Raw genomic sequence first — 23,997 nt, forward strand, 5'->3', positions numbered from 1 at the left:
CACAATGGCAACCGAAATCCGCGTCCCGACACTTGGTGAATCCGTCACCGAGGCGACCATCGGCAAATGGTTCAAGAAGGTCGGCGACGCGATCGCCGCCGATGAGCCGCTGGTCGAACTCGAAACCGACAAGGTGACGGTGGAAGTGCCGGCCGCCGCCGCGGGCACGCTCGCCGAGATCGCCGTCAAGGAAGGCGAGACGGTCGGCGTCGGCGCACTGCTCGGCACGATTTCGGCAGGCGCCGGCGCGGCAGCCAATGCCGCCGCCGCTCCGGCGGAGAAACAGGATGCGGTGTCACAGGCCTCGGCTCCCACCGCAGCCTCGAGCGTCAAGCAGGCCGCTGCCGAGACGGCCAAGATCGCCGGCGACGCCGGCGCGATCGAGACGCGCACAATGCCGCCGGCGCCGTCGGCGGCAAAGCTGCTGGCCGAGCACAATCTCGCGGTCGACCAGGTGTCGGGCTCGGGCAAGCGCGGCCAGGTGCTGAAAGGCGACGTGCTCGACCTTATCGCCAGGGGCGCGCCGTCGCAGCCGGCCGAAATGCCGAAGGCAGCGCCTGTACCGGCACCCGTTGCCGCGCGCGCGCCGTCCCCGGCCGACGATGCGTCGCGCGAGGAGCGCGTGCGCATGACCAAGCTGCGCCAGACGATCGCGCGCCGCCTCAAGGAAGCGCAATCGACCGCCGCCATGCTGACCACATTCAACGAGGTCGACATGAGCGCGGTAATGGCGCTGAGGAGCAAATACAAGGACGTGTTCGAGAAGAAGCACGGCGTGAAGCTCGGCTTCATGGGCTTCTTCACCAAGGCCGTCACCCATGCGCTGAAGGAGATCCCTTCGGTCAATGCCGAGATCGACGGCACCGACATCATCTTCAAGAACTACGCTCATATCGGCGTTGCCGTCGGCACCGAAAAAGGCCTTGTCGTGCCGGTTGTGCGCAATGCCGACCAGATGTCCATCGCCGAAATCGAGAAGGACATTGGCAGGCTGGGGCTTGCGGCGCGCGACGGCAAGCTCTCCGTCGCCGATATGCAAGGCGGCACGTTCACGATTTCCAACGGTGGCGTTTACGGGTCGCTGATGTCGACGCCGATCCTCAATGCGCCGCAGTCGGGCATTTTGGGCATGCACAAGATCCAGGAGCGGCCGGTGGTGGTCGGCGGCCAGATCGTGATCCGGCCGATGATGTATCTGGCGCTGTCCTACGACCACCGCATCGTCGACGGCAAGGAAGCGGTGACCTTCCTGGTCCGCGTCAAGGAAAGCCTGGAGGATCCTGAGCGGCTGGTGCTCGACCTCTAGGGGCAGCCGACGTGAGCCGGAGCATGGATCTGCGCCGCCGGATGAGTTCGTCTCGTTTCCGGTCCGGTTTGTTTGTCACAATCTGCGCACTCGGCGTGCAGACGGTCTCCGCCGCCCATGCCGCCTGCCCGCTCGAGCTCGCCGTCTATGGCGATCCTGAAAACGCCGCCGAGATCGATTTCAGGCCGACCGGCGAGTCGGCCGCCGTCACCAACAGCTTCAAGATGGTGCTCGACAAGGGCGTCGTGCTCGACGGCATCGTCATGTGGACGGAGGGCGTGGCGCGGCCGCATGGCTCGCTGATGTACAAATGCCCGGCCGGCGACGTCACCGGCGACGAACTCGCCGCCTGCACTGTGTGGGAGGGCGTCATCTACACTGCCGACGACCAGGGCAATATCGCGTTGCTGCCGGGCGAAGGAAAGGATGCGCCGAAGAAGCTGATCCTGCCCGATCTGGGAGCGTCGCTGCAGATGTCGGCGGCCTATGGCGCCAACGGCTTTTCCAAGGTGCCCTGGGACGTCTTTGCCCTGAAGGGATGTCAGGAATGAGCGCGAGCGGAAAAATCCTGCTGGTGACCGGCGGCAGCCGCGGCATCGGCGCCGCTACATGCAGGCTTGCCGCCAAGGCCGGCTATCGCATTGCGGTCAATTACGCGTCGAATGCAAAAGCCGCCGAAGCGGTGGTCGCCGACGTCGATGCCGCTGGCGGAGAAGCCTTCGCCGTCAAGGCCGATGTCGGCAGCGAGACGGACGTATTGGCCATGTTCGAGGCTGTCGATGGCCGTTTCGGTCGACTCGACGCGCTCGTCAACAATGCCGGCGTGGTCGACCAGAGCGCGCGCGTCGACGAGCTTAGCGCTGCAAGGCTGGAGCGCATGATGCGCATCAATGTGATCGCGCCGATGCTTTGTGCCCGCGAGGCGGTGAAGCGGATGTCGACCAGGCATGGCGGCAAGGGTGGCGCCATCGTCAATGTTTCTTCGATCGCGGCAAGGCTTGGCGGGCCGGGTCAATATGTCGACTACGCCGCCTCGAAGGGCGCGGTCGATTCCTTCACCATCGGGCTTGCCCGCGAAGTGGCCGGTGAAGGCATTCGTGTCAACGCGGTCAGCCCGGGCATCATCGACACCGAAATTCATGCCTCCGGCGGGCAGCCGGATCGCGTCGAGAGAATGCGCAAGGTGGTGCCCATGCAGCGCGTCGGCACCGCCGAGGAGGTCGCAGCCGCAATTCTCTGGCTGCTGTCGGACGAGGCGTCCTACACAACAGGCGCCAATCTGGAAATCGGCGGCGGCCGCTAAAGCAAAAGGGACAGTATCATGGCCTATGACGTCGTTATCATCGGATCGGGACCAGGCGGCTACGTCTGCGCCATCAAGGCGGCGCAGCTCGGTCTGAAGACGGCGGTAGTCGAAAAGAACCCGACCTTCGGCGGTACCTGCCTCAACATCGGCTGCATCCCGTCAAAGGCGCTGCTGCATGCGTCCGAGATATTTGCCGAGGCCGGCCATTCCTTCGAGGCGCTCGGCGTCGAGATCGGCGCGCCCAAGCTCAATCTTGGGAAGATGATGGCACACAAGGATGCGACGGTGACGGCCAATGTCAATGGCGTCGCCTTCCTGTTCAAGAAGAACAAGATCGACAGTTTTCGTGGCACCGGCAAGGTGGTTGCGGCCGGCAAGGTGTCGGTGACCTCCGATGACGGCAAGGTCGAGGAGATCGAGACCAAGAACATCGTCATCGCCACAGGCTCCGACGTCGCCGGCATTCCCGGCGTCGAGGTCGATTTCGATGAGAAGGTGATCGTCTCGTCGACCGGCGCGCTGTCGCTGGACAAGGTGCCGGGCCATCTGGTGGTGGTCGGCGGTGGTGTCATCGGTCTGGAGCTCGGCTCGGTCTGGGCGCGGCTCGGCGCCAAAGTCACCGTGGTCGAGTTCCTCGACACCATCCTGGGCGGCATGGATGGCGAGGTCTCCAAGCAGTTCCAGCGCCTGCTGTCGAAGCAGGGCTTTGAGTTCAGGCTGGGCGCCAAGGTGACTGGCGTCGCCAAGGCCAAGAAGGGGGCGACGGTTACCTTCGAGCCGGTCAAGGGCGGAGCAGCCGAGACGATCGAGGCGGACGCGGTGCTGATTGCGACGGGACGACGGGCCTATTCGGACGCTCTCGGGCTGAAGGAGACCGGCGTCGACGTCGATGAGCGCGGCCGGGTCAAGACCGACGGCCATCTCAGGACCAACGTGCATGGCATCTATGCCATCGGCGATGTCATCGCCGGGCCGATGCTTGCACACAAGGCTGAGGACGAGGGCGTGGCGGTGGCCGAAACCATCGCCGGCCAGGCCGGTCATGTGAACTATGACGTGATTCCGAGCGTCGTCTACACCACGCCGGAAATCGCCTCGATCGGCAAGACCGAAGAAGAATTGAAAAAGGCCGGCGTCGACTACAAGGCCGGAAAATTCCCGTTCAGCGCCAATGGCCGCGCGCGCGCCATGCTGCACACCGACGGCTTTGTGAAAATCCTGGCCGACAAGGCCAGCGACCGTGTGCTCGGCGTCCACATCGTCGGCTTCGGCGCCGGCGAGATGATCCATGAGGCGGCCGTGCTGATGGAATTTGGCGGCTCGTCGGAAGACCTAGCCCGCACCTGTCACGCCCATCCGACGATGTCGGAAGCGGTAAAGGAGGCGGCATTGGCGACGTTCTTCAAGCCGATCCATATCTGAGCGGTTGAATCGCAGGCGACGGTGGCGATTGGCGAAAGCGGGGCTGACAGCCAATCTCCCCCCAAGTGCGGGAGATGTCCGGCAGGACAGAGAGGGGCGCGAAGGATCACCACAGACGGCCTCCATTCTGAACCACAGATGGATTCCAGGGTCTCCGCGATGTCGCTTCGCTCCTGCTCCGCGCTGGATGACGAAGATGAAGTTAACCCATGGCTAATCGCAGCTCAGAGCATCGACGGCTGCTCCCCAAAAAAACGGCCCGCCTTTCAGCGGACCGTTCATATATTAAATCAGCAGTCTGATCACTGAGCCGGGGCCGGTGCTGGTGCGGGAGCCGGAGCCGGGGCTGGCGCAGGGGCCGGAGCGGGTGCAGGTTCTGCCGGAGCGGGAGCCGGAGCGGGTGTCGCCGGAGCTGGCGCAGGAGCCGGTTCGGCTGGCTTCATCGGCTCGGCAGGTGCTGGGGCCGGAGCCGGTGTGCTGGCTGCGGGCGGTTCGGCAGGCGCAGGTGCCTCGCTACGTCTTCCAAAAACATAATAGGCGACAATTGCCAGGATAACGACGACCAGTGCAATCAGCCAGCCGCTGCCGCCGCCGCGTGGCCGTGCGGTACCCGGTGAGGTGAATGGGTCGTTCGGATTGGGTGTGTTCGCCATAAAAGTGTCCTCCGTGGATGAAAAACATCAAGTAATAGCCATCAACGTACAATCGTTGAATCGGTTTCACATTAGGCGTTGAAAACGCCGAAAACAGGGCAATTCTGATCCGGAATCGCTCGCAAGCATGCATTTCCACCGCAAAATGGGTTCGATCGAGCCAAACCGAACCTTTTTCGGTTTCTTGGCACGAAGCGCGGCTGGTCCGCCGTCGCGCCACGCGTAAGGGCTGATCCCGCCTCGGCAATGATTCGGTGTGCAACTCCGCCGTGTCGTTCAGTTGACGGCGGTCACCGTATAGCCGGTCTTGCGGAAACCCTCGACCAAGCCTTGCGCTCCGGGAAGGTGCATGGCGCCGACCGCCATGAAGACATTGCCGTGGGCGAGGATCGGCGCTGCACGATCGACCATCACCTTGTTGCGGCTGGTGATCATGGTCTGCTCGAATTCGGCGTAACCCGATTGGTCGTCGACTTGTTCGGGGATGACGGCCCGAAACAGCGGTACATACATGCCAGTGTCGCCACGCCGGTAAAGCACGATCATGGTTTCGTTGACATCGTTCACCTTGTCGCCAAGCTTCAGCGTATCGACCAGCCCCTTCAGGTGAAAGGCGATCGGCAGCGAAGCCATGGCGCGCAGCTGGTCGGCGATTGTCTCCAGGCCCTCGACCGATTTGCCCGAAGCCTCGGCGTCCTTGGCAAGCTTGACGTCGAGCACCGGCGCACCGCCAGCCTGGCGGGCGACTTCGCATGCAGGTAGCGCCACCATCGCCGACAGCAACCAGGGTTTCATCTTGGCGACGGTCGCTGGCGGGATGCCACGCGCATCGAGCGCCTTGTTGACCACCGCCGCATCCTCCGGCGACAGCAGCGACGAAAGCGTCGTCTTGTCGGTGAACATCATCAGATCCGGCTCTTTCAGCAGTGCGGCCATCATCTTCTGCTTGTCGAGCACTTCGGTGGTCTCGATGATGACGGTGCCAGCCGCATCGAATGCCTTCTGCGCGGCGGGTGGCAGCGTGGTGACGCGCGGGTCGGTAACGTGCATGGTGCCGAACAGGAAGGACGGTTTTTCGCCCGATTTTTCGAGCTTCCACAGCAGGCCCTTGCCGTTCGGCGTCGCTGCCGCGTCTGCCTCGATCTTGCGGTAGGCAGCCGGGTCGTCCTTTTGCAGCGCGCTCAGCATATCGCTACCGGCGCAGGCCGAAGTCTCGGCGCGTGCCTTGCCCGCGGCGAGCAGCGCGACGATGAGGAAAGAGAGGAAAAACAGGGCGTTGAGCGCGACGAGCAGCTTCAGCGACATATGGGTCGCGCGGTCGGCGATGGCGATGAGGCGTTTCATGCTGCGGTTCTAGGCGCAAAAAGCGGCAAAACGGTTAACCGGCGCATCAAAATTGTTGCGAGATGCCCACCGACACATGCATCGATCACGTACGAGGATGAGCTGCTTCGTAAATCTCGAGCAGCCTGGCGGTGTCGACGCCGGTGTATATCTGGGTTGTCGACAGGCTGGCGTGGCCGAGCAACTCCTGGATGGTGCGCAGGTCGCCGCCCCGCCCTAGCAGATGCGTGGCGAAGGAATGGCGCAGCGCATGCGGCGTCGCCGTGTCGGGCAGGTTGAGCGCCGAGCGCAGCTTGGCCATGTCGCGCTGGACGATTGCCGGGTTGAGTGGGCCGCCGCGGGCACCGCGAAACAGCAGGCCCTTGGGATCGAGATGCCAGGGACACAAGCGGCGGTATTCGGCAATCGCCCGCAGCGCCACCGGCAGCACCGGCACCAGCCGGGTCTTGCCACCCTTGCCGGTGACGCGCAGCACGGTATCACCAGGTGAGGAAAGATCGGCGCCCGACAGGCCGAGCGCCTCGGAGATCCGCAAGCCGGACCCATAGAGCAGGGTCAGCACGGCGGCGTTGCGCGCGGCAATCCACGGCTCCTCCGCCAGTTGGCCTTCCACCGAGACGACGTGTTTTGCATCGCTTGCGGTCAGCGGCTTGGGCAGCGATTTCGGCTGCCGCGGCGCGCGCAAGGCTGTCGCACCTGCCGCATTGGCGAGGCCGCGCCGTTCCAGGAAACGCAGCAGCGAACGGATGCCGGCCAGCCCGCGCCCGAGCGTGCGGGCGCCGGCGCCCTCGGCACGGCGGGCAGCGAGAAAGCCGCGCAAATCGGCGGGGCGCAGATCGGCGATGTCGGAAATGCCGGGCGAGCCGCCGCAATGGCCGGTCAGGAAATGCAGGAACTGGCGCGTGTCGCGCTCATAGGCCTCGACGGTTTCGGGCGATAGCCGGCGTTCGCGCGCCAGCATCTTCAGCCAGGCCTCGCGCGCCGCCTGCAGGTCGGGTTTTGCCGGTATGAGGAATTCCTGCATTGCACTCTTCCAGTTCCCGCCATCTTCCGGCACGCGGGTTAGGAAGCGGTGAAGAGCAGCGTCATTGAAATGACGACGGGCTGGGGTTAGAGCAAGGCAAAGGATTTTCCGCAGATGATCAAGCCGCAAAACCCCGTCCAGATGGCCGTGATCGGTGCCGCGCATGGCATCAAGGGCGAATTGCGCGTCAAGAGCTTTACCGGCGACCCGCTGGCGCTGGCCGATTACGGTCCGCTCTACGCCAGGGATGGCCGCGCCTTCCAGATCGTCGACATCAGGCCCGCCAACACCGTGGTGGTGGTGCGGTTCAAAGGCGTCAACGACCGCAATGCCGCCGAGGCGCTGGCCGGCACCGAATTGTTCGTAGATCGTTCGGTGTTGCCCGATGAGGGCGAAGAGGATGAATTCTACCATGCCGACCTCGTCGGACTGGAGGTCAAGGACGACACCGGTGCGGTCGTCGGCAAGGTCGTCGCCGTGCACAATTTCGGCGGCGGCGACATTCTCGACGTGACGCTGGCGGGGCGCAAAGGGGTGCTCATCCCGTTCACGCAGGCCGCCGTTCCGGAAGTGTCGATCGCCGGCGGCTTTGTCCGCGTTGATCCAGCCGCCGCAGGGTTGGTCGAGGACGAGGACGGCGAGCCTCTCGCTGACGACGGTTTCGACCCCAAGGGTAGGCCGCGCGGGCCGAGGGACGCCGGAGGCAACCGGTGAGTTTTTCGGCTTCGGTGCTGACGCTCTATCCCGACATGTTTCCCGGCGCGCTCGGCCTGTCGCTAGCCGGCCGCGCGCTGGAGACCGGCATTTGGTCGCTCGAAACAGTCCAGATCCGCGACTTTGCCAGCGATCGCCACCGGACCGTCGATGACACGCCGGCCGGCGGCGGCGCCGGCATGGTGATGCGGGCAGACGTGCTGGCCAGCGCCATCGACCACGCCTCGCCGGCAGGCGATCCACGTCCGCGCCTGCTGATGAGCCCGCGCGGCAAGCCGCTGAACCAGGCACGCGTGCGCGAACTCGCCGCTGGGCCGGGTGCGGTGATCGTCTGCGGCCGCTTCGAAGGCGTCGACCAGCGGGTCATCGAGGCGCGCGGCCTCGAAGAAGTTTCGATCGGCGACTTCATCCTGTCCGGCGGCGAGCCGGCGGCACTCGTGCTGCTCGACGCCGTGGTGCGCCTGCTGCCCGGCGTCATGGGCAATGCGGTATCGGGCGAGGAAGAGAGCTTTGAAAACGGCCTGCTCGAACATCCGCATTATACGCGGCCGCAGGAGTTCGAGGGCCGGCCGATTCCCGAAGTGCTGATTTCGGGCAATCACAGGAAGATCGCGGCGTGGCGGCGGGCCGAAGCGGAGAGGCTGACGAAGGAGCGACGGCCGGATCTGCTGGAGCCTGATCCATCCCAATAAAATCGGGATGAATCAGACTCCATCTTGCTGTTTGACCATGATCTTTTCCGAAAACCGGATCCCACTTTTCGGGATCATGGTCGAGCCGCTCAGCCCTTATCGAAATAGTAGAAAGCCAGGAACAGGCCGACGGCGATGACGAAGCCGCGCACCGCCTTCTGCGGCACGCGCCTGGCGATCCAGACGCCGGCATAGCCGCCCAGCGCGCCACCCGGGATCATGATGATCGCCTGCAGCCAGGCAATGACGCCGCCCGAGACGAAGACGAGGATGGCAACCGCAGCGATGACCACGGCCAGCATGTTCTTCAGTGCGTTCAGCCGGTGATAGTCGCCGGACTGGGTGAGACCGAGCGTCGCCAGCATCATGACGCCCATGCCGGCGCCGAAGAAGCCGCCATAGACGGCGGTGGCGAACTGCGCCAGCGACCCGACCAGCGAACCTACCGCGGCCTCATGCTCCGGCTTGGGCGCCGGCTTCAGCCATGGCCCGGCAGCGAACAGTGCGGTTGCCGCCAGCAGCAGCCACGGCACCAAGGCGCGGAACGACGGGTTGTCGAGCCCTAGAAGGATAAGCGCGCCAGACAGCGCACCGAGAGCCGAAATGAGGCTGAGCAGCAGTGCGCCGCGCCAGAAATGCTTGATGTCGTGCCAATAGGCGAGCGTCGAGGTGATGTAGCCAGGAAATTGCGTCACCGACGATGTCGCATTGGCGACGATCGGCGGCAGGCCGGCCAGTGTCATGGCGCCAAAGGTTATGAACGTGCCGCCGCCGGCAACGGCGTTGACCGCGCCTGATAGAAAGCCGGCGAGAAAGAGCAGGACCGCGTCCAAGATTGGCATGAGGGGTGTCGTCGCTGGAGGAAAATGCCTGTCTTCCGGCTTAGAAAGCTTGACGCGCGGGCGCAACCCCCTAGACCACAAGCGATCACGGGATTGCCACAGCGGGCGCCAGCCCAAAAAGCAGCGCAAAAAAGAAACGGCCCAAAAAAGAAACGGCGAAGACGTGACAAAGCGCCGAAATAGCTGTATGTGCGCGCCGAACCGGAAGAAAAATCTGCCAAGAGCGATCTTCTGGCCCGTCAACAATGACGGTGTAGTCGCCCCTGCCCGATGTTCTCGAACAGACGTTCTCGAACGAAGGGCATAGCCGAGCGGTCGATGCGACTGCAAGGCGAGTGTCGGACGCTCTGACTGTCGGAAGAACAAGAAGTGGATCTATGAGATGGACATCCTCCGTCAGCTTGAGGCCGAGCAGGCCGCCAAGATCGAAGCCAAGCGCAAGCTCCCCGAATTCCAGCCCGGCGATACCGTGCGCGTCCAGGTCCGCGTGACCGAAGGCACCCGCACCCGCGTGCAGGCCTATGAGGGCGTCGTCATCGCCCGCGCCGGCGCCGGCTTCCAGGAAAACTTCACCGTCCGCAAGATCTCCTACGGCGAAGGCGTGGAGCGTGTGTTCCCGGTCTATTCGCCGATGGTCGAGGGCGTCGAGATCGTGCGCCGCGGCAAGGTGCGTCGCGCCAAGCTGTACTATTTGCGTGACCGTCGCGGCAAGTCGGCCCGCATTTCGGAAAACACCGGTGTGCGCGCCCGCAAGCTAAACGACGAAGAGCGCGATGCGCTGAACGCCGAGAAGGCGCGCATCGAGGCCGAGAAAGTGGCCGCCGCCCAGGCGCTGGCCGCCGAGAAGGCCGCGCAGGACGCCGCCGAGAAGAAGGCCGCCGACGAGGCCGCCAAGGCCGCGGAAGCAACTGCCGCCGAATAAGGCGTCTTCAAAACTCATGGTTTTGGAAAGGCGGCTTCGGCCGCCTTTTTATTTCGCGAGGTGGATTCGATTTTGCCGGTCCGCAATCGATACGGATCGTTCTGTAATTGCCGCCGTTGAAAGCATTGGAATTCATTTTCGTGCCGAGCGCCGCATCGGAGCGGCTTGCAAGGCGCCTGCGGAAAGCTAAAGTCGGCGCCGGATTTCCTACATGCCTCGGTCGATCGAGGCGGTTCAGTTCCTGGGGAGCATAGTCATGATAAATTCGAAACTGCTGCTGGCCGGCCTGCTGGCTTGCCTTCTCGTGCCGGTCGCGGCTCTGGCGCAGGCGCTGCCCGACCTCGGCGGCAAGAAGGTGGTGGTGGTGACCGAAAACGCCTATCCGCCGCTGCAGTTCATCGATGCCAAGACCGGCAAGCAGATCGGTTGGGAATATGACGCGATGAACGAGATCGCCAAACGGCTGAATTTCAAGGTCGAGTACCAGAATACCTCTTGGGACGCGATGATCCAGGCGGTTTCCGACAATCAGTACAACATCGGCATGACCGGCATCACCATCAAGGACGACCGCAAGCAGAAGGTCGATTTCTCCGACCCGTATATGCGCTCGGAACAGTTCATGCTGGTGCGCGGCGACGAGAAGCGCTTCACCGATGCCAAGACGTTCGCCGCCTTCAAGGACGGGCTGATCGGCGCGCAGGCCGGCACCACGCCCTTCTACACCGCCGTCTACAGCGTGCTCGACGGCAACGAGCAGAACCCGCGCATCAAGCTGTTCGAGACATTCGGCGCGACGGTGCAGGCGCTGAAGGCCGGCGACGTCGACGTCGTGCTCACCGACGGCACTGCCGGCAAGGGCTATGTCGATGCGTCCAACGGCGGCCTTAAGCTGATCGGCGGCCCACTCGGCACCGAGGATTTCGGTTTCATCTTCCCCAAGGGCTCCGACCTGGTGAAGCCGGTCAACGCGGCAATCGCCGCGCTCAAGGCCGACGGTACGCTCGACGCGCTCAACAAGAAGTGGTTCCTCGACTACAAGATGGGGCAGTAGGCCCGCTTGTTGCGCGCATTTCATGACGATTGTGCGCGGGAACTCGCGCTGACTCTGCGCTCGTACACCCCCCTCTGGCCTGCCGGACATCTCCCCCTCAAGGGGGGAGATCGGATTTCGCATCGGCTTTCGCCAATTTTCAGTGTTGCAGAACGGGCCGCGAGGTCAAAGCTGCCGATCTCCCCCCTTGAGGGGGAGATGGCCGGCAGGCCAGAGGGGGGTGTGACAGAACGCTGCCTTCGTGACTCTGTTATCGGTACCGCTTGATGCCGTCGGCGCCTCTCGCCTCAGCCAAATCCGACTTCCCGTGGTGGCTTGCCGTGGCCGTGGCGATCGCCTTGGCCGCCGCCATCTTCATCGCTGCCAGCGACCTCTATGCCCAGGTCTTCGCAACCGTCGCCAAGGGCATCGGCGTCACCATCTTCGTCACGGTGGTCGCCTTCGCGCTGGCTTGCGCGATCGGCCTCGGCGTCGCGCTGATGGGCCTGTCGGGCTCACGCTGGCTCAGCCAGATCGGCCGCTTCTACGTCGAGATCATCCGCGGCGTGCCGATGCTGGTGCTGTTGTTCTGGATCGCCTTTGCCGGGGCGCCGGCCTTCGTCGCGGCATGGAACGCGCTGACGGCGCCGCTGCAAAGCGCCGGCCTCTTCGGTGAGCTGCTGGTACGCGACGTGTCGTTGCTTTGGCGCGCCGTCATGGCGCTGACCATCGGCTATTCCGCCTTCATCTCGGAGGTGTTCCGCGCCGGTATCCAGGCGGTCGAGAAGGGGCAGATCGAGGCGGCCAAGGCGCTCGGGCTGACGCGCACCCAGCTCTTCCGGCTGGTCATCTTTCCGCAGGCGATCCGCACCATCCTGCCGCCGCTCGGCAATGATTTCGTCGCCATGGTCAAGGATTCCTCGCTGGTCTCGGTGCTCGGCGTCGCCGACATCACCCAGATGGGCAAGATCTACGCCGCTGGCTCGTTCCGCTTCTTCGAAACCTATTCGATCGTCGCCTATATCTATCTCATCCTGACCGTTGGCCTATCGTTGGTCTTGCGGGCGCTGGAGAAGCGGCTCCGCCACCAGCATGGGGAATAGAAGGCAGGCGAAAACGGCGCTACCATCGATCGGACGCGACCGGGGAGGACCCATGATCATCGACAAGGCCAATGCGGCGCTGGAAGCGGTCTATACGGCCGACACGCCTGAGACGCTCGCCAAGGCCTATGCGCAATGGGCCGCGACCTATGACGGCGAAACCGCGGCGCTCGGCTATCTCCTGCCGTTCCTGATCACCGCCTGGGTGGCGCGCCATGTGCCGGCGGGCGAAGGGCCGCTGCTCGACGCCGGCTGCGGCACCGGCCTGTCGGGGCCGTCCCTGAAGGCACTCGGCTACCACGATATTGCCGGGCTCGACCTGTCGCAGGACATGCTGAAAATCGCCGGCAGCCGGCAGGCCTACAGCGAGCTGAAACAGGCGATGCTCGGCGGGCCATTGCCTTGGGCGGACGGGTATTTCCGCGCCTTTTTCTCGACCGGCGTGTTCACCATCAGCCACGCACCGGCGTCGGGCCTGCATGAACTGGTACGCATCACCAGGACGGGCGGCCACGCCATCTTCACGGTCCGCGACCAGGTGTTTGAAAGCGGCGGGTTTCAAGCCGTGTTTGGCGAACTGGAGCAGGCGAAAAAATGGCGGCCGGTCGAGGAGAGCCCGTGGTTCCGCTGCTACGCAATCGCCGAGCCCGACGCGCTGGTGAAGACCTTCGTGTTCGAGGTGCTGTGAGCGAAGGCAGACGCGATTGCTGAAAAGCCAAAACATTGATATGAGCAGCGCCATGGAAGAGCTTTTTGGCGATCCGGCCTATAAAGGTTTCGTGCTGCAGGACAGGAAACGCCTGCCGTCGCGATTTTCCGCGCGCGTCTGCGGGGCGCTGACCAGCCGACTTAGCTAGGGCAGACTCGCCAGGCTGTTTCGCCGGTCCGACCGGCGTCGTTTTCCCTTTTTAAATCGACGGATTTACGCAAATGAGCGCACCCCGCACCCTCTACGACAAGATTTTCGACGACCATGTTGTCGACCGCCAGGACGACGGCACCTGCCTGCTCTATATCGACCGCCATCTGGTCCACGAAGTCACCAGCCCGCAAGCTTTCGAAGGCCTGCGCATAACCGGCCGCAAGGTTCGGCATCCGGAAAAGACGCTGGCCGTGGTCGACCACAATGTGTCGACCTCGCCCGAGCGCAAGTTCGGCATCAAGAACGAGGAAAGCCGCATCCAGGTCGAGGCGCTGGCCAAGAACGCCAAGGATTTCGGCATCGAATATTATTCCGAGAAGGATATCCGCCAGGGCATCGTCCACATCATCGGTCCCGAGCAAGGCTTTACGCTGCCCGGCATGACCATCGTCTGCGGCGACAGCCACACCTCGACGCATGGCGCGTTCGGGGCGCTGGCGCATGGCATCGGCACCTCGGAAGTCGAGCATGTGCTGGCGACGCAGACGCTGATCCAGCGCAAGGCCAAGAACATGCTGGTGCGCGTCGACGGCGCACTGCCGGAAGGCGTCACCGCCAAGGACATCATCCTCGCCATCATCGGCGAGATCGGCACGGCCGGCGGCACCGGCTATGTCATCGAATATGCCGGCGAGGCAATCCGTGCGCTGTCGATGGAAGGCCGCATGACGATCTGCAACATGTCGATCGAAGCCGGCGCCCGCGCCGGCCTGATCGCGCCCGACGAGACCACCTTCGCCTATGTCAAGGACAAGCCGCGCGCCCCCAAGGGCGAAGCCTGGGACGCCGCGCTCGCCTACTGGAAGACGCTGCAGTCCGACGAAGGCGCGCATTTCGACAAGGTGGTCGTGCTCGACGCGGCAAAGCTGCCGCCGATCGTCTCCTGGGGCTCCTCGCCCGAGGACGTGGTCTCGGTGCAAGGCATCGTGCCGAACCCGGACGACATCACTGATGAGAACAAGCGCACCTCCAAGCAGCGCGCACTCGACTATATGGGCCTGAAGCCGGGCACCAAGATCACCGATATCGAACTCGATCGCGTCTTCATCGGCTCCTGCACCAATGGCCGCATCGAGGATCTGCGCGCCGCCGCCAAGGTGATCGAGGGCAGACAAGTCAATCCGCGGGTCAGTGCGATGATCGTGCCGGGCTCCGGCCTGGTCAAGGAACAGGCAGAGGCCGAAGGCCTCGACAAGATCTTTGTCGCCGCCGGCTTTGACTGGCGTGAGCCGGGCTGCTCGATGTGCCTTGCCATGAACGACGACCGGCTGAAGCCGCATGAGCGCTGCGCCTCGACCTCGAATCGCAATTTCGAGGGGCGCCAAGGCTTCAAGGGCCGGACGCATCTGGTGTCGCCGGCAATGGCCGCGGCGGCGGCGATCGCCGGCCATTTCGTCGACATCCGCGAGTGGAAATAGGGCAGGCGCGCGCAGTCGGATATGAGGAGCCCGAGCCGCAATGCGGTTCGGGCATTCTTCAGTCGGGCCGCCTGACGAATTCATGGAATCCCTCACGGCGGCCGGGTTGGTCCTTTGCGACGACCAGCGCCAGTTGGCGCTCGTCGAAGAGTTTGAACCATTCGTCCCATTCGACCAGTTCATAGCCGCCGGCATTGACCGGGCGTTCGGCCTCATCCTGGTCCTGGTAGGCATGCTGGCCGAAGACCAGCCTCAGCATGGGCTGCGTTCCGGCTTCGGGCGACACGTCGACGATCGCCGGAAAGCCGGCGCGTGCCGCGGCCCATGAGCGAATTGCATCGTGATCGGTCAGCATGATCGTGTCGGCCATCGGAGCGTCTCCTGGTTGCCGTCGTGAAACGCCGCTCGCCGTTCGCGGTTCCGCCCAGCGGCTTTGTCGACGCACCTGTCGTATATTCGCTTTCGCTTAACCGCTTGTTTGGGCTTCCGCTCTAAGGTGCTCCAAGGGGAAGCGAGGGGAAATTACAGCGCTTGGACACCGGCCTGCTCATAGCGCTGCTCAATCCAGGCATCGCCCTCACACTCGGCGCGGCATTTCTCGTGCTGTGGTTCTATCAGCGCCACCGTCCCTATCTGGGCGTGCTGGCGGCGGGCTACTCGGCCTCGGCCGCAGGCTTCCTGCTCCAGTATTTCACGCTGCCGGTCGGCATGGCACCGACCAAGCTCATCTCGATCCTGTGCTTCACCTTCGCCACCTGCTGTCTCGCCGGCGCGGTCATTGCGCGCTATGGGCGGCGCGTGCCTTACCCGGCGGTCGGCATTCTGGCCTGCGGCGGCCTGGCCGCGTTCTCCTGGTTTCTTTTTGCCCGGCCGGATCTCACCTGGCGCATCCTTGCCATCAATTTCAGCTTCGGCGGCATCAGCCTGGTTGTCGCCGCCGAGTTGCGCGTGGTGCGCAACAACGGCCCGACAGAAATGATCCTGTTCGTGCTGTCGCTGCTTTCCGGCCTGAACTTCCTGGCGCGGACGCTTGCCGTCGTCATCGCGCATGGGCCGTTCACCAGCTATGAAGGGCTTTACTCCTCGTCCTATTGGACGACGGCGCTGCTGTCGCATGCATTGCTGTCGCTGCTTATTGCGCTTTGCCTGTTCGGCGCCGCCGCGCTCGATGTGATGAAGGCCCTGAAGACCGAAACCCTGACAGACCCGCTGTCGGGCCTGCTCAACCGCCGCGGCTTCGAGGAGCGCGCCATGCTTGTCCTGCAGCACTGTGCCACGGCGCAATTGCCGGTTGCTCTGGTGCTTGCCGATCTCGATCATTTCAAGGCGCTCAACGATCAGCATGGCCACGCGGCCGGCGATCGCGTCATCGCCGACTTCGCTGCCCAGCTTCTGTCGGCTGCAGGTACGCGCGGCGTTGCCGGCCGTATCGGCGGCGAAGAGTTCGCCGTGCTGTTGCCGCTCAGCGACCTTGGCGCGGCAAGACTGTTTGCCGAAGCCATTCGCACGGTCTATTCGGCGGGCAGAATCGACGGACTTCCGTCCGACACAAGAGTGACCGCGAGCTTCGGCGTGGCCGCCCGCACCAGCGACGAAGGGCTGGACCCGCTGATGCGCCGCGCCGACGAAGCGCTCTACAAAGCCAAAAGGAGTGGCCGCGACAGCGTATGCCTGTCCTATCAGCGGCCTGAAACGGTCGTCCTTCCCAATCGGACCAGTGCTGGCTGAGCGTCAGCGGCGGCTTCGAATTAACGTCTTTTTCGCGCGTTGGTGATTTGCTGTTCGGGGGGAGTGCCAAAACGCCATGGGCAGCGCTAATTTCATCCTGCTGATCAACCTGTTCGTTGCCGGGCTGCTGGCGGCGGCCTTCATGACGATCGCGGTCTATGACGCCGGCCGGGTGTCGGCACGCTGGCTGGCGTTCGGCTATGTACTCGGCACGGCTTATTTCGCGATCGAGTTCAGCATTCCTGCCTTCGACAATGCGCGCCCCGTGGTTGTCGCCGCCTTTGCCGCCTTCCTTGGCGCTACCGTCGCCTTCAATGGCGGGCTTGCCCATAAATACCGCGTTTCGCCGCCTTGGCCGCCGATGCTGTTCTTCCTGGTCTTCGCCACCCTCGCGGTCTACTTCGTGCAGGACCTGCCACGCCAATCCTTTGTGCGAATGGCGGCCTACCAGCTTCCCTATGCGGCCATGCAGTTCACCGGGCTGGCGATCGTCTTGTCGTCCAGGCAAAGACGCGAGCGGCTCGACTATATGCTGATGGCTGTCCTGGCGGCCAGCACCTTGCAGTTCGCCAGCAAACCCTTCATCGCCCATGCGCTTGGTGGCTGGGGCGCCAACCCGCAATCTTATGCGCAGACCAGCTATGCGTTGGTGTCGCAGTCGGTCGGCACCGTGTTCGGCCTGGCGCTTGCGCTGGTGACATTGGCTATCCTGGTCCGCGACGTGCTCGCCGAGGCGACGTCGAAATCGGAAACCGACACGCTTTCGCGGCTGCTCAACCGTGGCGGCTTCGAGCGCCATGCCCAGATCGCACTGCGTGACGCCATGCGGCGCGCCGTTCCAGCGGCACTGGTCATTGCCGATCTCGACCATTTCAAGCGCATCAACGATACTTACGGCCACGCGTCGGGCGATCGGGTCATCGAGACCTTTGCCGGTTTTCTCCGCGATGCCGCGGCCGACCATCAGGTCGCCGGCCGCATCGGCGGCGAGGAATTCGCTATTTTCCTGCCGGGGACCAATCTAGCCGCCGCCCGGCTCTTTGCCGAGGGCACGCGTAGCGCCTTCGGTGCCACGCCGATCGACTGCCTGCCCGCGGATCACCGCTGCAGCGCCAGCTTTGGCGTTGCCGAGCTTGGTCCGGGCGAAAGCTTTTCCGACCTGCTGCGGCGCGCCGACAAAGCGCTCTATCAGGCGAAGGGCAGCGGTCGCGATTGCGTGCGTGTCTCGGTGGGGCCGGCTGTTGCCCTGCCGGCGCCGTCAACCAAGGGCGGCGTGGCCGTCAGCGGCAGGGGCTGAGCTCCGGCATTTCGCCGTCGGAGAGGCCGTACATATAGCTGCGGCCCTTAACGAAAACCGGCGGCCTATAGCAGTCGCCGCCGCGGACATCGTCCGATTCGTTTTCGTAGATCACGTCGGGCTGGCCGGCGCTGGTGTAGTCGGACAATTCCTTGGCCAGCTTGCCCTCGCCAACGAGGATACGCTTGTAGCCGGCGGCGCTGTCGATGACGAGATTGCCGAAGGAATCGGCATAGACGCGGTCATGATGACGCGTCCCGCCGAATGCCGGTGCGACGACGCCGACGGCGAGCGCCGCCAATAGGAACCAGGGAAGGCGCGATCCTGCTGAATTCGAATGCATGGCGTGCTGCTCCATTGCTGAGAGGCAAGCCTCCTCGAATCAGAAATTAACCTTTTATTAACCTTTGTTAAGAGGGCAACCGCAGCAGGGGCGAGGTCTCGGAAAATATGGTTAATACTCAATCGCCCACCGGCCATCATTCGGCCATGCCTTGTTTCCACCATCCCCAGCATCGGGCGCGACTCAAAAAGCATGAAATCCGGTGGCTTGCCGGAGCATCGCGGCGGGCTCGATACGCGGTGGGGAAAGCAGCAAATGAGATTACGCCGCACGTTTCGGATGGCGCTAGCCATTCCGCCGCTGCTGGCTGCAGCCGCCTGCGCGCCGCAGACCAGCGCGCCCAAGCTCGGCAACACGGCCGCCGCTTCCGTGTCGCTTGCTCCCGCGGCTAGTGAACCGACGGCACCGCAGCCGCGCACAGCTACTTACAACTGCGCCGACGGTAGCGTGATGACCATCGAGAATCTCGGCACGTCGGTGCGCGTCCTCGGCCAGAACGGCGCCAGCGCCGAGCTGCCGGCGTCACCGGCCAATCAGACCAGCCGTTACGGCGAGGCGCATGACGCAATCGTGATCGATGGGCGTGAGGCGCTGGTGATGAAGGGCGGTGCATCACCGCTGGCCTGCAAGCGCTGATCCGCCGCTTGCGCCAGCCATATTTTGCAGTGCGGCGACATTGTGCCGGCGCAAGGCGACAGCCCTAATCGATTGAAGCTGAAAGCCTCGCTTTCATCAGACTAAATTACGTTTTCGAAACGGTTTTCCGGCTTTGACGCGGTGCAAAAAGAGCATTAGAAACCGGCTGTCCGAAGTCGCAACCGGAAGCGGTAATGCCGCATTCCCACCTGAGGCTCCAGAGACGCCGAACTGGGGGAGCCATGAGCAAATCACCAGCCACCCGCGAATTTGCCAGACGTGAACGGCCGCTTTCGCCGCATCTGACCGTCTATCGGCCGCCGATCACCATGACGATGTCGATCATCCATCGTATCACCGGCGGGGCGCTCTATTTCGGCACGCTGCTGGTCGCGCTGTGGCTGATGGCGGCGGCGAGTTCGGAGGCGACCTTCAATGCCGTCAACTGGGCCTTCGGCTCGTGGCTGGGACGGCTGGTGCTGTTCGGCTACAGCTGGGCGCTGATGCACCACATGCTGGGCGGCGTGCGCCATCTTATCTGGGACACTGGGGCAGGGCTGGAAAAGCATACGGCATCGAGGATCGCCTGGGCGACGCTTGCCGGCTCGGTCACGTTGACGCTGCTGATCTGGATCGCCGGCTACATGGCGCGGGGAGCCTGACATGAACGGCAAGAACACCGACATGCGCACGCCGCTGGCCAAGGTCCGCGGCCTCGGTTCCGCCCGCGAGGGCACCGGCCATTTCTGGCGCCAGCGGCTGACGGCGATCTCCAACATCCCGCTGGTCCTGTTCTTCGTCGGCTTCCTGATCGCACTCAACGGCGCCAGCTATCTCGAGGTGCGCGCCGCACTTGCCAATCCGTTCGTTGCACTGGTGCTGGCGCTGGTGCTGTTGTCGGTGCTCTACCACATGCGGCTCGGCATGCAGGCGATCATCGAAGACTATGTGCATGGCGAAGGCACCAGGCTGGCGCTGCTCGCCCTCAACACATTCTTTCCCGTAGTCGTCGGCGTCGCTTCGGTCTTCGCCCTGCTTAAACTGGCATTTGGAGGCTGATTTTTTGGCCAAGGACGCGAAGAACGCCAACACGGCTTCCGCCTATAGCTATGTCGATCACAAATTCGACGTCGTGGTCGTCGGCGCCGGCGGCGCCGGCCTGCGCGCCGCGCTCGGCATGGCCGAACAGGGCCTGCGCACCGCCTGCATCACCAAAGTGTTCCCGACGCGCTCGCATACGGTTGCGGCGCAGGGCGGCATCGCCGCCTCGCTCGCCAATATGGGTCCCGACAACTGGCAGTGGCATCTCTTCGACACCGTCAAAGGCTCAGATTGGCTGGGCGACACCGACGCTCAAGAATACATGGTGCGCGAAGCGCCGGCGGCGGTCTACGAGCTCGAGCACTACGGCGTTCCCTTCAGCCGCACCGAGGACGGGAAAATCTACCAGCGGCCGTTCGGCGGCATGATGATGAATTTCGGCGAGGGGCCGCCGGTGCAGCGCACCTGTGCGGCCGCCGACCGCACCGGCCACGCCATGCTGCACACGCTCTACGGCCAGTCGCTGAAGCACAATGCGCAGTTCTTCATCGAGTATTTCGCGCTCGACCTGATCATGGAGCCGGACGGCACCTGCACCGGCGTCGTCGCCTGGAACCTCGACGACGGCACCATCCACCGCTTTTCGGCCAAGATGGTGGTGTTGGCGACCGGCGGCTATGGCCGCGCCTATTTCTCGGCCACCTCGGCGCATACCTGCACCGGCGATGGCGGCGGCATGGCCGCACGCGCAGGCCTGCCGCTGCAGGATATGGAGTTCGTGCAGTTCCACCCGACCGGCATATACGGCGCCGGCTGCCTGATCACCGAGGGCGCGCGCGGCGAGGGCGGCTATCTCGTCAATTCCGAGGGCGAGCGCTTCATGGAGCGCTACGCGCCGTCAGCCAAGGATCTGGCTTCGCGCGACGTGGTCTCGCGCTGCATGACGCTGGAAATCCGCGAGGGCCGCGGCGTCGGCCCGAAGAAGGATCACATTTTCCTGCATCTCGACCATCTCGACCCGGCCGTTCTGCACGAGAGGCTTCCGGGTATTTCGGAATCGGCAAAGATCTTTGCCGGCGTCGACCTGACCAAGGAGCCGATCCCGGTGCTGCCGACGGTCCACTACAATATGGGCGGCGTGCCGACCAATTACTGGGGCGAGGTGCTGAACCCGACGGCGTCGAATCCGGACCAGGTGTCGCCCGGGCTGATGGCGGTCGGCGAAGCCGGCTGCGCCTCGGTGCACGGTGCTAACCGGCTGGGCTCCAACTCGCTGATCGACCTGGTGGTGTTCGGCCGTGCGGCGGCAATCCGGGCCGGCCAGGTGATCGACCGCACATCGGCGATCCCTTCGCCCAACGAGGCCGCCGTCGAAAAGATCATGGACCGCTTCGACCGGCTGCGTCACGCCAACGGCTCGACGCCGACAGCGGTTTTGCGCGAAAAGATGCAGAAGGCGATGCAGGAGGACGCGGCGGTGTTCCGCACCCAGGAATCGCTGGAAAGCGGCTGCAGGCGCATTTCGCAGATCTGGGGTGAACTCGGCGACGTCAAGGTGTTTGACCGCTCGATGATCTGGAACTCCGACCTGGTCGAGACGCTGGAGCTGGAAAACCTGATGGCCAACGCCATCACCACCGTCTACGGCGCCGAGGCGCGCAAGGAAAGCCGCGGCGCGCACGCGCGGGAGGACTTTTCGGCCCGCGACGACGCCAACTGGCGCAAGCATACGCTGGCTCGGCTCAACGAGGCCGGCGAGGTGGCGCTCACCTACCGGCCGGTGCACACCGAAACGCTGCTTAAGGAAGCAGACGGCGGCATCAACCCGGCCAAGATCGCGCCGAAGGCCAGGGTGTATTGATCATGGCGCTGGCGGTTGCGGGATATTCCGGCACGCCCCTTCCGGCCAAGCTCGGCCTGAAGGACGGGATGATTGCCGCCTTCGTCGCCTTGCCGCCCGAACTCGACGATCTGGCAGACGCCGTCGAGTTTGCCCACGTCGACCGGCTGGCTGACTGGTCGGCGATCTCTGGCGTTCATGACAAATACGATGCCGTGCATGCTTTCACCCGGCAGCGTGTCGAGATCGAGGACCGTCTTGGCGACATCGAAGCAGCGATCAAGCGGGATGGCATGGTCTGGGTCTCTTGGCCGAAGAAGGCATCGAAAGTGCCGACCGACGTCACCGAGGACGTTATCCGCACAGAGGCGCTGAAGCTCGACCTCGTCGACGTCAAGGTCGCCGCCGTGAACGAGATCTGGTCCGGGCTGAAGCTCGTCATCCGAAAGGACCTGAGGTAATGGTCGAACTCACGCTTCCGAAAAACTCGAAGATCATGGCCGGAAAAACCTGGCCGAAGCCGGAGGGCGCGACCAATCTGCGAGAATACCGCATCTACCGCTGGTCGCCGGACGATGACGAGAACCCGCGCATGGATACGTATTTCGTCGACATGGACGATTGCGGGCCGATGGTGCTCGACGCGCTGCTCTGGATCAAGAACAAGATCGATCCGACGCTGACGCTGCGCCGCTCCTGCCGCGAGGGCATTTGCGGCTCCTGCGCCATGAACATCGACGGGTCGAACACGCTGGCCTGCACCAAGGGCTGCGACGACATTTCCGGCGCGATCAAGGTCTATCCGCTACCGCACATGGCTGTGGTCAAGGACCTGGTGCCCGACCTCACCAATTTCTACGCCCAGCACGCCTCGATCGAGCCGTGGCTGAAGACGGTGTCGCCCGAGCCGGCCAAGGAATGGCTGCAGAGCCATGAGGACCGCGAAAAGCTCGACGGGCTCTACGAGTGCATATTGTGCGCCTGCTGCTCGACCTCCTGCCCGAGCTACTGGTGGAACGGCGAGCGCTATCTCGGCCCGGCGACGCTGCTGCAGGCCTATCGCTGGCTGATCGATTCCAGGGACGAGGCGACGGGCGAGCGGCTCGACAATCTCGAAGACCCGTTCCGGCTCTATCGCTGCCACACCATTATGAACTGCGCCCAGACTTGCCCCAAAGGGCTCAACCCGGCCAAGGCGATCGCCGAGATCAAGAAGATGATGGTGGAGCGACGGGTTTAGGCGGCGGGCGGGTTGCAGCCGAGATCGTCTCGTCCGCAGCGATCCTTCGCGCTCCCCTCTGTCCTGCCGGACATCTCCCCCTCAAGGGGCCCTCAAGGGGGAGATTAGCAGCTTGGAGGACAGCGCCCTTTCTGCAGCCTTGAAAAGTGGCGAAGCGGTGATGACAGCCAATCTCCCCACTAGAGGGGGAGATGTCCGGCAGGACAGAGGGGGGCGCTGTCCCGCCGAGTTGGAAAGGATAGCAAACTTATGACCGATATCGACCTTCCCATCCTCTCTCCCATCGAAGCCCGCGTGCTCGGCTGCCTGATCGAGAAGAAGGAGCTGACGCCGGACGTCTATCCGCTGACGCTCAATGCAGCACATGCGGCGGCCAACCAGAAAACGGCGCGCGAGCCGGTGTTGTCGGTCGAGGTTGGCGAAGTCAGAAGGGCGCTTGGCCAGCTCGAGCAGAAGGGCCTCGTCAGGCAGGTGTTCGCGTCGCGCGTCGAGCGCTATGAGCATGTCGTGGCACAGCGCTTTTCCCTGACCTCGGCGCAGATCGCGCTGCTCGGCCTGTTGTTGCTGCGCGGCCCGCAGACGGCCTATGAATTGCTGGCGCGAAGCGAGCGCCTGGCGCGGTTGCCGTCGATCGAGGAGCTTCGCGGCAATCTCGATCTGCTGATCGGCCGCCGGCCACCGCTGGTGCAGCAGATCGACCGTGGTCCCGGCCAGCGCGAGGATCGCTATGTCCATCTGCTCAGCGGGCCGCCGCAGCTGCCGGCTGCCGCAGCGCCCCTGCAGTCGTCCTCGCCGGCGTCGGATCTGGAGACGCGCGTGCAGGCCCTCGAGGAAGAGGTCGCGGCATTGCGCGCCCGTCTCGACGCGCTGTCCGGGGATGGGCGATAAGGATTTTCGAGACGTCGGACGGCCCCTCAGGTAACGTGTTCGTTGCCTACTTTCGATTGGCTGGCGCTGCCCCGCCTGCCGGCGACCTCTCCCCGTATAGGGACGAGGAGAGGGACGCTCTTCGACGGTTTCGTCAATCATCAACGTCGCAAGAAGAGTGCCGCCGCGGCGGCCAGCTTCTTTCTCCCCGTCACTTACCTAGGCGATTCACACATTTCGAAGCGCCCATCCATGGGCGATGGACAGGAAGTGCTGCAATCCGTGTCGGAAGGTGATGGGTCCT

The 23,997-nt window shown here is 63.9% G+C and carries 26 protein-coding genes; 21 read left to right on the forward strand and 5 right to left on the reverse strand.

Going from position 1 to position 23,997, the window contains the following annotated elements; genetic code table 11:
• Positions 1–4: 4 nt before the first annotated feature.
• From odhB to lpdA, 4 genes are read left to right on the forward strand one after another with little or no spacing between them, the layout of a single operon-like run.
• A complete protein-coding gene (gene odhB, locus NKI24_RS24495; RefSeq protein ID WP_352749041.1) occupies positions 5–1,306 on the forward strand; it encodes a 2-oxoglutarate dehydrogenase complex dihydrolipoyllysine-residue succinyltransferase in 1,302 nt (433 codons plus the stop codon).
• Between the two features lie 23 nt (positions 1,307–1,329).
• Positions 1,330–1,857: a hypothetical protein gene (locus NKI24_RS24500; protein WP_352450169.1), complete on the forward strand. Its 528-nt coding sequence runs from the start codon at positions 1,330–1,332 to the stop codon at positions 1,855–1,857.
• Positions 1,854–2,609, forward strand: a complete 756-nt coding sequence (locus NKI24_RS24505; protein ID WP_352450168.1) for an SDR family oxidoreductase — start codon at positions 1,854–1,856, stop codon at positions 2,607–2,609. Before NKI24_RS24500 ends, NKI24_RS24505 begins: the two co-directional genes overlap by 4 nt.
• Before the next feature lie 18 nt (positions 2,610–2,627).
• A complete protein-coding gene (gene lpdA / locus NKI24_RS24510) occupies positions 2,628–4,034 on the forward strand; it encodes a dihydrolipoyl dehydrogenase (protein WP_352748411.1) in 1,407 nt (468 codons plus the stop codon).
• A 929-nt stretch (positions 4,035–4,963) separates the two neighbouring features.
• Here the strand turns inward: lpdA and NKI24_RS24515 are convergent.
• Together NKI24_RS24515 and NKI24_RS24520 are read right to left on the reverse strand one after the other, a co-directional pair.
• Positions 4,964–6,031: a TraB/GumN family protein gene (locus NKI24_RS24515; RefSeq protein ID WP_023679785.1), complete on the reverse strand. Its 1,068-nt coding sequence runs from the start codon at positions 6,029–6,031 to the stop codon at positions 4,964–4,966.
• An 85-nt stretch (positions 6,032–6,116) separates the two neighbouring features.
• Positions 6,117–7,055, reverse strand: a complete 939-nt coding sequence (locus tag NKI24_RS24520) for a tyrosine recombinase XerC (protein WP_352450166.1) — start codon at positions 7,053–7,055, stop codon at positions 6,117–6,119.
• 114 nt (positions 7,056–7,169) lie between these two features.
• On the opposite strand from NKI24_RS24520, the gene rimM reads away from it, so the two are divergent.
• Both rimM and trmD read left to right on the forward strand, forming a co-directional pair.
• Positions 7,170–7,769, forward strand: coding sequence for a ribosome maturation factor RimM (rimM, locus tag NKI24_RS24525; protein WP_352450165.1), 600 nt, complete (start codon positions 7,170–7,172; stop codon positions 7,767–7,769).
• Positions 7,766–8,461, forward strand: a complete 696-nt coding sequence (trmD, locus tag NKI24_RS24530) for a tRNA (guanosine(37)-N1)-methyltransferase TrmD (RefSeq protein ID WP_352450164.1) — start codon at positions 7,766–7,768, stop codon at positions 8,459–8,461. Before rimM ends, trmD begins: the two co-directional genes overlap by 4 nt.
• 89 nt (positions 8,462–8,550) lie before the next feature.
• Here trmD and NKI24_RS24535 read toward each other — a convergent pair whose 3' ends face one another.
• The gene (locus tag NKI24_RS24535; protein ID WP_352749049.1) at positions 8,551–9,303 is read right to left on the reverse strand and encodes a sulfite exporter TauE/SafE family protein; all 753 of its coding nucleotides are present in this window, start codon (positions 9,301–9,303) and stop codon (positions 8,551–8,553) included.
• A 382-nt stretch (positions 9,304–9,685) separates the two neighbouring features.
• On the opposite strand from NKI24_RS24535, the gene rplS reads away from it, so the two are divergent.
• The 5 genes from rplS (at position 9,686) to leuC (ending at position 14,701) form a co-directional block, all read left to right on the forward strand.
• The gene (gene rplS / locus NKI24_RS24540; protein ID WP_023679779.1) at positions 9,686–10,225 is read left to right on the forward strand and encodes a 50S ribosomal protein L19; all 540 of its coding nucleotides are present in this window, start codon (positions 9,686–9,688) and stop codon (positions 10,223–10,225) included.
• A gap of 256 nt (positions 10,226–10,481) precedes the next feature.
• Positions 10,482–11,279 carry a transporter substrate-binding domain-containing protein gene (locus tag NKI24_RS24545; protein ID WP_031212709.1) on the forward strand — a complete coding sequence of 266 codons (798 nt, stop codon included), beginning with the start codon at positions 10,482–10,484 and terminating at the stop codon, positions 11,277–11,279.
• A gap of 266 nt (positions 11,280–11,545) precedes the next feature.
• Entirely contained in the window at positions 11,546–12,361 is an 816-nt protein-coding gene (locus NKI24_RS24550) for an amino acid ABC transporter permease (protein ID WP_352450163.1), read from the forward strand.
• Between the two features lie 52 nt (positions 12,362–12,413).
• Positions 12,414–13,049 carry a class I SAM-dependent DNA methyltransferase gene (locus NKI24_RS24555; protein WP_352450162.1) on the forward strand — a complete coding sequence of 212 codons (636 nt, stop codon included), beginning with the start codon at positions 12,414–12,416 and terminating at the stop codon, positions 13,047–13,049.
• 242 nt (positions 13,050–13,291) lie between these two features.
• Entirely contained in the window at positions 13,292–14,701 is a 1,410-nt protein-coding gene (leuC, locus tag NKI24_RS24560; RefSeq protein WP_352450161.1) for a 3-isopropylmalate dehydratase large subunit, read from the forward strand.
• A 58-nt stretch (positions 14,702–14,759) separates the two neighbouring features.
• On the opposite strand, the gene NKI24_RS24565 is transcribed toward leuC, so the two are convergent.
• Positions 14,760–15,071 (reverse strand): hypothetical protein, encoded by a 312-nt coding sequence (locus NKI24_RS24565; protein ID WP_023679773.1) that lies wholly within the window; start codon positions 15,069–15,071, stop codon positions 14,760–14,762.
• 161 nt (positions 15,072–15,232) lie between these two features.
• Here NKI24_RS24565 and NKI24_RS24570 point away from each other — a divergent pair, with 161 nt between their 5' ends.
• Together NKI24_RS24570 and NKI24_RS24575 are read left to right on the forward strand one after the other, a co-directional pair.
• Entirely contained in the window at positions 15,233–16,429 is a 1,197-nt protein-coding gene (locus NKI24_RS24570) for a GGDEF domain-containing protein (RefSeq protein WP_352450160.1), read from the forward strand.
• A 76-nt stretch (positions 16,430–16,505) separates the two neighbouring features.
• Entirely contained in the window at positions 16,506–17,726 is a 1,221-nt protein-coding gene (locus NKI24_RS24575; RefSeq protein ID WP_352749055.1) for a GGDEF domain-containing protein, read from the forward strand.
• Here NKI24_RS24575 and NKI24_RS24580 read toward each other — a convergent pair.
• A complete protein-coding gene (locus NKI24_RS24580) occupies positions 17,710–18,069 on the reverse strand; it encodes a hypothetical protein (RefSeq protein WP_352749057.1) in 360 nt (119 codons plus the stop codon). The genes NKI24_RS24575 and NKI24_RS24580 overlap by 17 nt on opposite strands.
• Positions 18,070–18,324: 255 nt before the next feature.
• Between NKI24_RS24580 and NKI24_RS24585 the strand changes: the two genes are divergently transcribed.
• From NKI24_RS24585 to NKI24_RS24620, 8 genes are all read left to right on the forward strand, one after another.
• A complete protein-coding gene (locus NKI24_RS24585; RefSeq protein WP_352450157.1) occupies positions 18,325–18,705 on the forward strand; it encodes a hypothetical protein in 381 nt (126 codons plus the stop codon).
• 242 nt (positions 18,706–18,947) lie between these two features.
• Complete coding sequence (gene sdhC / locus NKI24_RS24590) at positions 18,948–19,367, forward strand: succinate dehydrogenase, cytochrome b556 subunit (RefSeq protein WP_352450156.1); 420 nt, start codon at positions 18,948–18,950, stop codon at positions 19,365–19,367.
• A 1-nt stretch (position 19,368) separates the two neighbouring features.
• Positions 19,369–19,764 carry a succinate dehydrogenase, hydrophobic membrane anchor protein gene (gene sdhD / locus NKI24_RS24595; protein ID WP_292663226.1) on the forward strand — a complete coding sequence of 132 codons (396 nt, stop codon included), beginning with the start codon at positions 19,369–19,371 and terminating at the stop codon, positions 19,762–19,764.
• 4 nt (positions 19,765–19,768) lie between these two features.
• Positions 19,769–21,607 carry a succinate dehydrogenase flavoprotein subunit gene (gene sdhA, locus NKI24_RS24600; protein ID WP_023679766.1) on the forward strand — a complete coding sequence of 613 codons (1,839 nt, stop codon included), beginning with the start codon at positions 19,769–19,771 and terminating at the stop codon, positions 21,605–21,607.
• Between the two features lie 2 nt (positions 21,608–21,609).
• Positions 21,610–22,047 (forward strand): DUF3052 family protein, encoded by a 438-nt coding sequence (locus NKI24_RS24605; RefSeq protein ID WP_352450155.1) that lies wholly within the window; start codon positions 21,610–21,612, stop codon positions 22,045–22,047.
• On the forward strand, positions 22,047–22,826 hold the full coding sequence (locus tag NKI24_RS24610; protein ID WP_292663232.1) for a succinate dehydrogenase iron-sulfur subunit: 780 nt from the start codon (positions 22,047–22,049) through the stop codon (positions 22,824–22,826). Before NKI24_RS24605 ends, NKI24_RS24610 begins: the two co-directional genes overlap by 1 nt.
• A 249-nt stretch (positions 22,827–23,075) precedes the next feature.
• Entirely contained in the window at positions 23,076–23,714 is a 639-nt protein-coding gene (locus NKI24_RS24615; protein ID WP_352450154.1) for a YceH family protein, read from the forward strand.
• A gap of 42 nt (positions 23,715–23,756) precedes the next feature.
• Positions 23,757–23,997: hypothetical protein (locus NKI24_RS24620; protein ID WP_352749061.1), on the forward strand; the 241-nt coding region annotated here is incomplete at its 3' end.

Source organism: Mesorhizobium sp. M0701 (assembly GCF_040320365.1).
Lineage (GTDB): Bacteria > Pseudomonadota > Alphaproteobacteria > Rhizobiales > Rhizobiaceae > Mesorhizobium.